Raw genomic sequence first — 13,178 nt, 5'->3', positions numbered from 1 at the left:
CCCCTTCGGGAATGCAGCCCAGCGATACGATCGGCTCCCATCTGTGCGAAAGGCTGCTCGCGGAAGGTAACGACATCATCTGCATCGACAACTATTTCACCGGTCACAAAAGCAACATCCGACACTTGTTGTCGCACCCCAATTTCGAGGTCATCCGCCACGACATCGTCTATCCCTACATGGCCGAGATCGAGGAGATCTACAACCTCGCCTGCCCCGCTTCGCCGATCTACTACCAGCACGACCCGATCAAAACCACCCAGACGTCGGTGATCGGCTCGATCAACATGCTGGGCATGGCCAAATACAACCGGGCGAAAATCCTCCAGGCCTCGACCTCGGAGGTCTACGGCGACCCGCTGATCCACCCCCAGCGCGAGGATTACTGGGGCCACGTCAACCCGCTGGGCATCCGCTCGTGCTACGACGAGGGCAAACGCTGCGCCGAGTCGCTCTTTATGAGCTACTACCGCGAACACGGCATTCCCGTGAAGATCATCCGCATATTCAACACCTACGGTCCGAAAATGGACATCAACGACGGCCGCGTGGTCTCGAATTTCATCGTCCAGGCGCTGCGGGGCGACAATATCACGATCTACGGCGACGGCGGACAGAGCCGTCCGTTCCAGTACATCGACGACCTGATCGAAGTCATGGTGCGCATGATGGACGACACGCCCGACGACTTCACCGGTCCGGTGAACATCGGCAACCCGAACGAATTCACCATCGCCGAACTGGCCCGCGAGGTGATCTCCCTGACGGGTTCGAAATCGAAGATCGTCCACCTGCCCCTGCCCGCCGACGATCCCCAGCAGCGGCAGTCCGACATCTCGCTCGCCCGCAACATGCTCGGCGGCTGGGAGCCGAAAATCCAGCTGCGGGACGGTCTCCTAAAAACCATCGCCTACTTCGAGGAGGTGCTTTCGCGGGGAGGAATCCGGCGGTGAGGCTCGACCGGCACGTGCAAAAACACGGCCACAACCTATAAGGAAAAAGCGGCAGACCGATGATTCGGTGCGGGATTAAAGCAATATAACGACTTGATTTATCGAGTTGTTACATTGCTTTAATGGAGAATAGGTAACGAGAAGGTAACGATTTATTTTCAGTTAATTGCACGAAAATACCACATGTCAAATAACCTCTTGCAAGATATGAAAAATTTTCGGGATGGCAAATTTTATTCGATCGAAGAAAAAATGGCTGAATCAACAAGCTATTGCAATAGTAACTTAGAAATTGAAGGATTTATTTTATTAAGATAAAAGGGTTCCAAACTTTTGCATCCAAAATATAATTAAACATAAATATCCGACAAACAATACAATGAGAAATTTTAGGTAATAATTTGTCAACTCTGAAGGCCATTTTCCTTGTATTTCATTTCAAATTGTCAAAGTTCCCGTTACAAAGACATGAAAGCTACATAATGTAGATAAATATTCTATGGAACAAATATAGCGTTAATTTGTGAATTTCCGCTGCCGGGCCGGGAAAACCCGCCGTTCGGCGGCGGGTTTTCCTGCGGCCTTGTTATTTCGTTTTCGGGGCGGGCAGTTCCTTGATTCGTATGTTTCGGAACTTGATTCCGGCTCCGTGTCCGAGCAGTCCGATGTGTCCCGAGGCGTTGAAGAGTCCGGGATGGTTCTTGTGGTCCACGGTGTAGGGGTTGTTTTTCCCGCCGTCGGGGGCCACGTTGTGGCCTTGGCAGGCCTGCCGGATGTCTCCGTCGAGAATCACCTCGCCGTTTACCGTCACGGTGATGCGGTCTCCCACGGCGCGTATCTCCTCGACGTTCCATGTTCCCAGGGGCGGGAATTTCACGCGTTTGGCCGGGATAATTCCGTAGACCGATCCGTGCTGCTGGTATACGCGCAGGTTCTTGTAGATCGGAGCGTCGTGGTCGAGCACCTGAATCTCCATGCCGTGATAGGCGGCGTCGACGCCCATGGGGGTGCGTATGCCGATGCCGTTGTTGACGCCCTCTCTGTCGAAGGCGAATTCGAATCGCAGGACGAAATCTCCGTACTCCTTCTTGGTGTAGAGGTTGCCCGATCCGCCGTACTGCGCCGTCACGTAGATCGTTCCGTCGACGGGGACGTAGTTGGTGGTGTTCCCGGTCCACTTGTGCATCGACGTACCGTCGAAGAGCACCTCGAAGCCGTCGGCAGCCTCTTCCTCCGAGAGTTCGAAGCGCGGCGTGGCGGGCAGTTCGCGGATGTACATTTCGCGGACGTTGAGGGGCGCATTTCCCGCGATGAGCAGGATCTGTCCCTCTGCGTAGGCGGGAATCTCCCGGTTGCATGCGTTTTCGAGGATTACGTTCTCGGCGGTCGTGACGCCGTTGAGTACGACCGTCACGCGGTCGCTGACCACCTTCACCTGCATCGTGTTCCACTCCTGCGGGCCGTTCGCGGCCGCTTTGGGTGCGGCGTTGTCGTGGAGCATGTTGCCCGTCAAGGCTCCGGAGTTCTTTCCTCCGAGTGCGATCTGCGGGATCGAGCGGATGCCCATCGCGGCCTCGCCTTCGGTCTTCCAGTCGAGGATCAGTTCGAAGTTTTCGTAATTTTTCGCCGATCCGATCGTTCCTCCGTCAGCGGCCCCGGTCAGGACGCCGTTTTCTGCGATCCAGTTCTTCGCCATCGCGGCCCGGGCCTCTGTTTGCGCTTTCGCCAGCGCCTTGGCCTTCATCGCCTTGCGGGTCTCGGGATCGCCGACCACGGCTTCCCATCCGCTCGGTTCGAGCGATACCGGGAGGTATCCCTCTGCGGGGAGTTTGGCCAGGAGTCCCTTGATCTCGTCGACGGCGTAACCTGCGTCGGCGTCGGATTTGGCCAGTCCGGCATATACCTCCTGGGCCTTTTTCAGGGCTGCTGCTACCGTTTCTCCTCCCAGCGCGGGGTTCTTCGCAGCGACGGTCTTCACGACCATTGCGGCGGTTTCGGCCGTCGCGGGTGCGTCCATGTAGTTCATGGCGAGCGTCAGCGCCGGGAATACCGGGGTTTTGGAGAGCGCTTTAAGCAGTTTGTTCTGTACCTTGGGCGAGGGTTTCGCCTCCAGTCCGCGGCGGTATAGCTGGTATTTGCGCATGGGCGTATTGCGCGACTTCGAGACGAAATCCGTGTAGCGCGAAATTGCGGCGTCGGTCCATGCGGGGTTCTGCCGGGCGAGATCATACAACACGTCGACCATCGCGGGGTTTTGAACCGTCAGCAGGGCCGCGAATGCGGCCTGGCGGTCGTCGGCGGCCAGCAGGGCGTCGATCGCCTCTTTGCTGGCGGCCTGCGCCAGCAGGGGATAGTAGCGGGCCTTTTCGGGGGCGGCGGCCATCTGCCCTGCCACCATCTTGTACTGCATGTCGGAGGACTCTTTGGCCAGTGCGTTCTTCAATCCGGCCTGAAGGGCCTTCACGTCGTCCTCCTGCGCCTGGTTCAGCAGGCCGCACAGACGGTTGAAGTCCGCGGGGGTCGTGACGCCTGCCAGCGCGCCGTAGGCTGCCGTGCGCACCTCCCTGTCAGGGGAGTTCAGCAGCGCGAACACCTTGTCGGCTGCGGAGGTGATGCGCCTTTTTGCCACGAGTTTCAGGGCGTTGGCCTGCGTGGCGGGCGTGCCGTCGAGAGCTGCGACGAACGCTGCGTTGGGCTTTCCGTTGAATGCCGCGAGAGCTGCCGAGGCCTCTTTGGCATGTGCGCCTCCGAGCTGTGCGACGAGCGCGTTGAGCGCCTCCTGTCCTCCGATTTTCCCGGCGGCGCGGATGGCGGCCAGGGCCAGTTCCTCGTCGGCCGAGGAAATGGCCGCGATCACGGCGTTGGCCTGCGATGCGGCGTGGCGGGCGCCGAGCCAGCTCACGACGTCGGTTTTCGCGGCGTCGGAGAGCGACGGCATTTTCTTCACGACTGCGGCGTAGAGGGCGTCGTCGGCGAAATCGCCGGCGAAGTCGAGCGCCGCGCAGCGGTATTCGCGGTCGGCGTCTTTCAGCGCGGCGAGCAGTTCCGGCGTCTGTTTTTTGGCGTCCGTGCCGAGGACTATTCCCAGACCTGCGGCCCGGACGTTCTGCGGCATGCCGGTTTTGCGCAGGGCCTTGGCGGCGGCGACGGCCTTGCTGTTTCCTGCTGCCGCGAGCCGTGCGAGCAGGGCGACGTAGGCGCCCGTTGCGTCCGTTTTCGTGAAGGCGTATCCGTCGGCCTTTGCGGCTGCTGCGAGCGGCGCGATCGAGGCGGCTGTGCCGCACTTGGCCAGCGCGTTATAGACAGCCTCTTTCGTCGGCGTGCCGGCCTTGGGGTCTGCGGCCCATTTCAGCAGCGCGGGCTCTGCGGCCGCAAGGCGCTTCTCCGCGGCGGCATAGGCCAGCAGGGCGTCCGGGGCCGGGCTTGCGTCGATCAGTGCGAGGATCTCCCCGTCGGTTCCGGGCGTGGAGATCAGTCCGCGCACGGCGTAGTCGGCGAGGTATTCGTCCGCGGCGTATTTCACGAATACGGGGGCTTCGGCCGCCGTTGCGCATAGTTGCAGCTGCGAGAGCAGGAATGCCTGGTTGGGTTTGTCCGTCGAGGCGGCGACGGCGTCCGTCAGTCCGGCGCGGATCTCCCGCGCCAGCTCTTCGCGGCCTGCGGCGGTCACGTAGCTCACCACCCCGTTGATGGCGTATTCCACGGGGGCGTTCTTGCCTTCCGCTGCGGGCACGAGCATGGCGGCCATCATCCGGATTCCGTCGGCTCCGGTCGCCGCGAGTTCCTGCATCAGGCTGTCGAACGCCTTGGGCGTCTGGGCCGGGAGTTGGGCCAGGGCGTCCGCAACGATCGTCTCGGCGGTGCGCTGGCGCGCGTCCTGCGCACCGGCTGCGAAGGGCATCAGGGCGGCGAGGAGTATGGTGATAAATATCTTTTTCATGTTTTTTTCAGGTTTTGGACGTTATCAGATTTTCCACGGCGTGCGCATCGGCTGGTCGATGAGCCGGTTTGCGGCCTCGTCTCCGACGAAGAGCTGCTTGTCGGGATCGAAATGCAGCGTGCGGTTCAGGCGCAGGGCGCATGCCCCGAGGTTCACGAGCGTGGAGCTGCGGTGTCCCTTGAGCTCGTCGAGGGCGAAAGGCTCGCGGTTGCGCACGCATGCCAGGAAATCGGTGTTCTGCGGTTCGGGGTCGGGCATTTCGGCGATCTTCTCCATGACGTCGGGAATCGTGCACTCGAAACCCTGATACACCTTGCCCAGCGGACCTTCGATGTAGGGGACCTTGCCCTTGCTTTCGTAGCCCTCGCCTTCGAGGACGATCTGACAGCCGTCGTCGTAGGTGTATACGATCTTGCGCCAGATGCCCACGGCGTCGGGATGCTGCTGCGGAGCGTCGACCTCGATCTTCACGGGCGAGGTGTCGTCCTTGCCCAACAGGTACTGCACGGGGTCCATGTAGTGCTGTCCCATATCCGTGAGTCCGCCGCCGTCGTAGTCCCAGTAGCCGCGGAACGTGGCGTGCACGCGGTGTTTGTTGTAGGGTTTGTAGGGCGCCGGGCCGAGCCACATGTCGTAGTCCAGCTCTTCCGGGACGGATTGGGGCTTGAGGTTCTCCTGCCCCACCCAGAAGAATTTCCAGGTGAATCCCGTGGCTCCGGAGATGGTCACCTTGAGGGGCCATCCCAGCAGGCCGCTGTCGACGAGTTTCTTGAGCGGTTCGACCGTCGTGCCCAGTCCGTAGAAGGTGTCCTTGAAGCGGAACCAGGTGTTCAGGCGGAAGATGCGTCCGTTCTGCCGGACGGCCTCCACCACGCGCTTGCCCTCGCCGATGGTGCGCGTCATCGGCTTCTCGCACCAGATGTCCTTGCCGGCCTTGGCCGCCTCGACGGCCATGATGCCGTGCCAGTGGGGCGGGGTGGCGATGTGTACGATGTCGACGTTGGGGTCGGTGATCAGATCCCGGTAGTCGTGATAGCTTTCGAGGGTCTTGTCGAACTTCTTGCGGCCCAGCGCGATGGCGCTTTCGAGGTGTTTGCGGTCGACGTCGCAGACCGCCACCAGGCGGCATGCATCGTTGGAGGTGAAATGATAGCTGCTCTTGCCGATGCCGCCCACGCCGATGATGCCCTTCGTGAGCTGGTCGCTCGGGGCGACGAATTTGGTGCCTCCGAGCACGCTGCGCGGCACGATGGTCAGCAGCGCCAGCCCGCCTGCCTTTTTCAGAAAATCTCTGCGGTTACTCATAGTATTTCAGGTTGTGTTTTTTTTTGGATGCAGTCAATAAAATAGGTAGAGAAAACAGCGGTTCCGTCGGATGGGAACCGCCGTTTGTTTACAGGGTCGTCAGCCGGATGTTGCGCCAGAGGACCTTGATGCCTCCTCCGTCGTGAATCTGCAAGGCGATGCGTCCCTGCGCGGCGCCGATTTTCGCGTCGGTGATGTCCACCATCTCCTCGCCGTTGAGCCACGTCTGCACGCGGTCGCCCTGGACCTTCAGCCGCAGCGTGTTCCAATCCCCCTCCTTGAGAATCGACTCCTTCTCGTCGGGAATCTGCACCAGCCATCCGCGGCCGTAGGACTCGTAGATGCCCGCCGTGTCGTGGTTCTTCGGTGCCACTTCGCACTGCCAGCCGTGGACCTTCACCGGCGGCTCGACGAACGAGCGGAAAAAGACGCCGGAGTTGCCGTTGGCGAGCTGCTTGAACTCCACCGTCAGGTCGAAATCATCGTAGTATTCGCGCGTGGCGAGGTAACCGTATTTTTTGTCGGGACCGCTCTCGCAGACCAGCAGGCCGTCCTTGTCGACATACCATTTCTCGGTTCCGTAGGCTTCCCATCCCGTGAGGTCGCGGCCGTTGAAGAGTTCGACCTCCCGGCCGGCCTTGCGGGGCAGCTCCTTGATTTTCAGGTTGCGGAACGAAGCGGGGTAGCCGTGGTCCTGGAGGCACAGCACGCCGCGGTGCGCCAGTCCGTATTCGGGAGCCGTCTCCCATTTGCCGCTGTTCTTGCGGGCGAACCAGTCGTCGGTCCAGGCTTCGAATTCGAGGATCTTGCGGCCGTTGAGCCAATGCTCCACGTGGCCGTTGTCGCAGACGATGCGCGACGAGTTCCACTCGCCCTGCGGGTTGACCAGCAGCGAATCGGGATTCGGCAGGTGCATGGCGTAGTCCACGCCCAGTTTCTGCCACTCTTCGAGCCGGGTCGGGGCGTTCGTGGCCTCCCAGCCTGCGTTGTCGATCAGCTGGTACTCCGGCCCGGTGACATAGGGAACCTTGAAATAGGGGTTCTCGACCACGTGGTAGAGCATGCCGCTGTTGCCGCCGTAGGAGAGCTTCCAGTCCCAGTCGAGGATGAAGTTCTCATACTGCTTTTTGGTGACGATGTATCCCGACAGGTCGCTGCCGTCGCCCGCGGCCTGGATGCAGCCGTCCACCACGTGCCAGGGCATCGTGAGCGAGTCTCCGTTGAAGTCTTTCCACTGGTCGAGGCTTTTGCCGTCGAAGAGCAGCTGCCAGCCGTCGGCGATTTCGGCCTGGGTGAGGGTGTTGTGTTTGGGGCAGCAGGAGCAGAGGCCGGCTGCGAGGAGGCCTGTCGCGAAGAGCGTGCGGAACAGGGTGCGGCTTGGGTTCGATTTCATTAAGATAGAAATTTAAGTAGTAATTCTTTATCTCGTCTCGCGAAGTAAAAATAGATGAAAAGTTTTCCGCTGTACGATAAAATAGTACATATCGAGGCCAATAATCTGAATGGAAAGGAAAAATCGAATTGTCGCGTCATGAAACGTCGTCTTGCAACACCGAGATGTACGAAATTGGCCTTTTTCTGCATCATATTATCTTTGTAGAAAGTCCTGCATTTATTACATTTGTCAATAATCCAAATTTCTATGAAACGAATTTTCCGCTGTATTGCTGCATTTTTGTTTCTACTCTATATCTTGTTTCTGCCGGGGCGTGCCGAATCGGCGAACGCCTCTGTTTATCATAATCTGCGTAACTATACTGTGGATGACGGCCTGTCATCCAATCACGTCTATGGCATCGTTCAGGACTCGATAGGATTCATCTGGTTCGGAACCGACAACGGATTGTGCCGTTTCGACGGCTGTGAGTTCCGCAGTTACACCCATACCGATGGCGACCGGTCGAGCATTTCGAGCAACAATATCCGCCGGCTGATGCTCGACAGCCACGGGCAGATCTGGCTCGCACTTGATAACGGCGTGGACATTTACACACCCGCGACCGACCGTTTCCGACATTTCGATGTCAGAACTTCCGACGGAGCATGCGTTACGGGACAGACGACCGAAGTCATTGAGGACAGGGAAGGTGAAATTTGGATTGCGACTGTCAATTCGGGGCTTTTTCGCTGGAATCCTGTAACGGAATGCCTTACGGTTTACCGCCATGTTCCCGGTGATGACACCTCCATCGCGCAGGATTATATCTCTACCATTTACGAAAGCAAGGATGGAACCATATGGATTGGAACTTACAGCGAAGGGTTGTGCGCTTTTTCCAAGCAGACAGGATGCTTCACTCATTACCGGAAGGAAACAGACGGACGGAATTGCATTTCGGATAATTCGATCGATGCCATCACAGAAGATTCATACGGCACGTTGTGGCTCGGGACGGTAAGTTCCGGTCTTGATCGCTTCGACCGGAGCACAGGCCGTTTCACCAATTATGACGATAGGAATGGGGAGGGCCGATTGCAACGTATCCACTGCCTGGCAGAGCGGGCGCCGGGCGAATTGCTTGTCTGTGCGAACAGTGGTGCGACACTCTACCGTATTTCTGAATCGGAACTTCGTCCCATAGAGGACACTGAAGTTCCCTTCATGCGTACCAAGTGTTGCAACATCTTCTCTTTTCTATACGACCGCGAAGGAAATTTCTGGTTCGGATCTTGTTATGAGGGTGTAGAATTTCACCCGGCCCGTAACAGCTTCACTTGCTATGCCACACGAAAGAACGATAGTTCCGACCGGGGTAAGGTCGTCAGCGCGGTCTGTGAACTGAAAGACGGGCAGTATCTATTGGGAAACGAAAATGACGGCATCCTGCTCTTCGACAGACATGCCGGCATGGTCGTTCCGTACCGCACGGCTCAAAACGTTGGGACTGCCATTTACAACGTCTTTTCAATGCTTGTCGATGACCAAACGCTCTGGATCGCCGCTTTCCAACGGGGTATCGAAGCCGTGGACTTGAAAAGCCGAACCGTGAAATCCTATCTTGCAGATCCGTCGGATCCCAGTTCTCGTGTCTTCGTCCTATTCCGGAGCAGCAGCGGCCGCATTTGGGCCGGAACTTCCGTGGGGCTTTTTTATTACGACCGGTTTGAAGATCGTTTTGTGACACGCGACCCCAAGGTGCGTATTTCAGACATTACGGAGGATCATGCTGGCCGTCTTTGGATCGCGACGAACGAAGACGGCCTCTACTCCTACGATGCCCGTACCGACCTCCTGCAGCACTACCGGTACGATCCCGACGACCCTGCGACGATCAGCCGCAATGCGGTCAACACGCTTGCCGTCGACCGCACGAACCGGTTGTGGATCGGAACCAACGGTTACGGACTTTGCAGTTATAACGAAAAGGACGGTTTCGTTCGCCATGAAACCTTGCCTCTGCCCAGTAAGATCATTCAGCGGATCATCCCTGAAAACGACAGACTCTGGATCACGACGGACAGGGGGCTGATCGTCTTTTATCCCGCAACTGGACAATTGAAACGTTATTCGCGCGCCGACGGGCTTCACACCGAACAATTTATGTCCAATTCGGGTATCCTCACTTCCGACGGGCGCATCGTGCTGGGTACGACCGATGGTATATGTACGTTCACCCCCCCCCATGACATCATGGGCAACTTGAACCTCTATCCGGTCATAATCACCCGATTTTCGCTTAACGGACTGCCTGTATCCCATGCGGAAGACGGAAGCTCGCCGCTTTCGGTTCCTGTCGAATACACCCGGAAGATCACGCTGTCGCACCGCCAGACCTCGGTGGGATTCCGTTTCGTTTCGCCAACCTACCTCTTTCCGGGAGATTGCCGCTACCGTTACCGACTCGACGGACTCGACGATCATTGGTCCATGACCGATAGCCGGAACGCTTCGGTCAACTACAATAACCTGCGTCCCGGAGAATATTGTTTTCGGGTGCAGGTTGGCAACGGCGACATGCAATGGAATTCTGATGAGACGAAACTCTGGATTCGTATCCAGCCGTCGTTTTTCCGGTCGAAAGGTGCTTTGGCAGGTTACGTGGTACTGACGCTTATCGTAATCGCTGTCGGTCTGTATTACTGGATGCGGCGTACCGAGCAACAGCAGCGAGAGAAGATCGAATCGGTCAAACGCGAGAACGAACGGAATCTCTACGAGCAACGCATCAGTTTCTTTACCAATATCACCCATGAGATCCGAACTCCTTTGAGCCTGATTATTGGGCCGCTGGAACAAGTCATGAAATCGCATCGGATTTCCGAGGAGGACGGAGAGTATCTGGCTGTTATCAAGCAAAATTACCACCGACTTCATTCGCTGGTCAACCAACTGCTCGATTTCCGGAAGATCGATTCGAACAAATACAGACTCCGCTACGATATCTGCGATGTCGGCCAGCTCGTCCGGGAGCAATTGGCTATGTTTGGTCCCACGGCGCAACAGCGGCGCATCCGTTTGATCGAAGAGATCCCTAATCGCCTGATGCAAATCACCGACCGGGAGGCGCTGACCAAAATCATAAGTAACCTGTTGTCCAACGCTCTGCGTTTCGCCGCAGAAGAAATCCACATTTGCATCGATCGCAGAGACGACGGTCTTGTGATGGAAGTGTGGGACGACGGTCCCGGTATCCCGGCTGAAGAGCGGGAAAAGGTTTTCGAAGCTTTTTACCAAACTCGGAACAACGGATTCGCGTCCGGAGTCGGAATTGGCTTGCATCTGTGCCGAATCTTCATCCGCCTGATGGGCGGAACAATTACGGCGACAGAACGTCCGGACGGCAAATCCGGAGCGCTGCTGACGGCATTCATCCCTGAACCTGCGAGCGAAAAGATGGATATTCGTGTGGAGACACGTCTCAATACGGAAACCGTCGGGCAATCGCAGCCGCAGAAAGAACCCGGAACGGACCTGGCGATACAACGGCCCTCCGATATGACGGTCCGCCATACAGTCATGGTTGTAGATGATGACAGCAATATCCTCGATTTTTTGGTCAAGGTGCTCGGAAACGATTATTTTGTTATCTCAACGGATAGCGGGAGCCAGGCGCTCAACCTGCTTCGAAACAACGATCCCGATTTGGTCGTAAGCGACATCATGATGGCCGACATCGATGGAATAGAGCTCTGTCGGCGTATCAAAAACGACATTTCCACAAGCCATATCCCTGTGATCTTACTCACGGCTCGGACTGGCATAAGCTCTAAAATCGAGGGTTTCGAATGCGGCGCTGACGCCTATATCGAGAAACCGTTCTCGCCTGACCAGCTCAAAGCGCAGATTTTCAGCCTGCTTCGTACGCGTGATGAAATCCGGCGCTTCTATGCAGGCAAATTCATGACCGAATTCGATACGGGTTCTCAACAGAACCGGTTGGACGAAGAGTTCATCCTTAAATGCCGCGACGTGATCATCGCCCATATGCGGAATCCGGATTTGTCCGTGGGACTTCTTGCTCGTGAGTTGGCGATGGGCCGCACGCTGATTTTCCGAAAACTGAAAGCCGTTACGGGCTTGACGCCAAACGATTTTATGAAACTCATTCGTTTGAACGAGGCGAAACGGATGATCATTGAAGGCCGATACCGCATTACCGAAATCGGATTTCTTACCGGTTTCAGTTCGTCGTCCTATTTCGCCAAATGTTTTGCCAAGCAGTTCGGGGTTCTTCCGACGGAATTCCTCGAAAAGCAGGACCCCGGAACGCAGTAGCCAGGGGCAGAATGAGCCATTTCTCAACTCCCGGGGCCTCCGAGCCGATTTTATCGTAAAAGTGAACGATATTTTTCAACACGGAATCCCGGATTCAGTAATTTTACATTGAATTCGGCAGGTCGCAGTATCAGCCGGCCAGGATTGACAATGCGGAATCAACCAACCCAAAATTACCCATATGAAACATTACTTACTTTTCTTGCTGGCTTCCTTGGCCTTGTTGACCGGATGCGAGAAGGATGACGATCCTACATCTGTTTCACTCCGAAGTATTACGCGTGAAAAATTCGACTACAAGGGCGGTCTTGCCAGTGCTATTGTAGATGCCGGTGGCCGGGATGTAACGGCGGAGTCGAGCGAATCGTGGTGTCGTACTGCAGTCATCGGCTCGACCGTCAATTTCAACGTTCTTGCGTATACGGGCTCAGAGGAGCGTTCAGCCACGGTCACCGTGAAGGCGGAAGGACTCAAGCCGTTGCTGATCAACGTTGTTCAGGATAAATTCAGGGGGCTTGTCGTTGTACCCTCGACGCTCATCTTCTCCGATACGGACCGCACGCTCTCCGTTGCGGTAACCTGCTCCGGAGTCTACGATGTAAAACTCACAGAGAACCCGAATAACGCGTTCTCGTTCTCGAAGAGCGAAGACGGCGCGAGCGTCAGTTTCACATCGAACAAGGCGTCGAGCCGTGTCGAGGTGAAGGGGCGCGCGGAGTTTACACCTGAAGAAGGCGATCCGGTGATCGTTACGCTTATACAACCTAAAAAGAGCACCTATGATTTCCTGCTCGGCACGTGGAACGTAACCAAAACCGATATTTTTGCCGGGAGCATCCAGAATCTCTCGTCGGTCACATTCTCCGCCAAGGAAAATCAATATTCGTACAAGGTCACCATCAACGATCCCGCACTCAAGGATTATCCCTTTACGGCGGAGTTCGCCGATGGCAAAGTGGTCATTCAGACCGGTCAGGAACTGGGTTTTTCGGGAACAAAGTTCTACACCCTCCATTTCAATGGCCCGAATAACGGGCAAGGCAACTATATCTGGTCACAGGCGGGCGTGGTCGCCTGGGCGGCGGAACCTGTCTTCGATGAAAATGCAGGCACGATCCAGCTCGTGTTCAGCGATAACGGCCAGGGCAATGGCCGGGAGGCCAAGACGCTCTGTTTCTGGGAGAACAACGACCGGTATTGGTCGTTTACCGGGCAGCTCTGTTTAACCAACGCACTGGAACTTTCCAAAAACTACTAACCGACT

At 56.9% G+C, this 13,178-nt stretch carries 6 protein-coding genes; 3 read left to right on the top strand and 3 right to left on the bottom strand.

Annotated elements, in window-relative coordinates; genetic code table 11:
* The first annotated feature begins 11 nt into the window (after positions 1-11).
* Complete coding sequence (locus tag NQ492_RS08300; protein ID WP_149886923.1) at positions 12-953, top strand: UDP-glucuronic acid decarboxylase family protein; 942 nt, start codon at positions 12-14, stop codon at positions 951-953.
* Between the two features lie 586 nt (positions 954-1,539).
* On the opposite strand, the gene NQ492_RS08295 is transcribed toward NQ492_RS08300, so the two are convergent.
* The 3 genes from NQ492_RS08295 to NQ492_RS08285 form a co-directional block, all read right to left on the bottom strand.
* A complete protein-coding gene (locus NQ492_RS08295; protein ID WP_259872883.1) occupies positions 1,540-4,893 on the bottom strand; it encodes a DUF1080 domain-containing protein in 3,354 nt (1,117 codons plus the stop codon).
* Positions 4,894-4,917: 24 nt separating this feature from the next.
* The gene (locus tag NQ492_RS08290) at positions 4,918-6,198 is read right to left on the bottom strand and encodes a Gfo/Idh/MocA family oxidoreductase (protein ID WP_015547244.1); all 1,281 of its coding nucleotides are present in this window, start codon (positions 6,196-6,198) and stop codon (positions 4,918-4,920) included.
* A gap of 88 nt (positions 6,199-6,286) precedes the next feature.
* On the bottom strand, positions 6,287-7,591 hold the full coding sequence (locus NQ492_RS08285; RefSeq protein WP_259872882.1) for a 3-keto-disaccharide hydrolase: 1,305 nt from the start codon (positions 7,589-7,591) through the stop codon (positions 6,287-6,289).
* Positions 7,592-7,840: 249 nt separating this feature from the next.
* Here NQ492_RS08285 and NQ492_RS08280 point away from each other — a divergent pair, with 249 nt between their 5' ends.
* Together NQ492_RS08280 and NQ492_RS08275 are read left to right on the top strand one after the other, a co-directional pair.
* Positions 7,841-11,914: a hybrid sensor histidine kinase/response regulator transcription factor gene (locus NQ492_RS08280; protein WP_015548105.1), complete on the top strand. Its 4,074-nt coding sequence runs from the start codon at positions 7,841-7,843 to the stop codon at positions 11,912-11,914.
* A 181-nt stretch (positions 11,915-12,095) separates the two neighbouring features.
* Positions 12,096-13,172 (top strand): BACON domain-containing protein, encoded by a 1,077-nt coding sequence (locus tag NQ492_RS08275; protein ID WP_015548104.1) that lies wholly within the window; start codon positions 12,096-12,098, stop codon positions 13,170-13,172.
* The last annotated feature ends 6 nt before the right edge of the window (positions 13,173-13,178 follow it).

It is taken from the genome of Alistipes shahii WAL 8301 (genome assembly GCF_025145845.1).
Classification (GTDB): Bacteria; Bacteroidota; Bacteroidia; order Bacteroidales; family Rikenellaceae; genus Alistipes; species Alistipes shahii.
Note: the sequence above shows the minus strand (reverse complement) of the source record. Positions and strands in the feature narration are given on the sequence as shown.

Coding starts and splice junctions, on each gene's coding strand:
- NQ492_RS08300 (WP_149886923.1), top strand. CDS start 12: ATGCAGCCCAGCGATACGATCGGCTCCCATCTGTGCGAAAGGCTGCTC.
- NQ492_RS08295 (WP_259872883.1), bottom strand. CDS start 4,893: ATGAAAAAGATATTTATCACCATACTCCTCGCCGCCCTGATGCCCTTC.
- NQ492_RS08290 (WP_015547244.1), bottom strand. CDS start 6,198: ATGAGTAACCGCAGAGATTTTCTGAAAAAGGCAGGCGGGCTGGCGCTG.
- NQ492_RS08285 (WP_259872882.1), bottom strand. CDS start 7,591: ATGAAATCGAACCCAAGCCGCACCCTGTTCCGCACGCTCTTCGCGACA.
- NQ492_RS08280 (WP_015548105.1), top strand. CDS start 7,841: ATGAAACGAATTTTCCGCTGTATTGCTGCATTTTTGTTTCTACTCTAT.
- NQ492_RS08275 (WP_015548104.1), top strand. CDS start 12,096: ATGAAACATTACTTACTTTTCTTGCTGGCTTCCTTGGCCTTGTTGACC.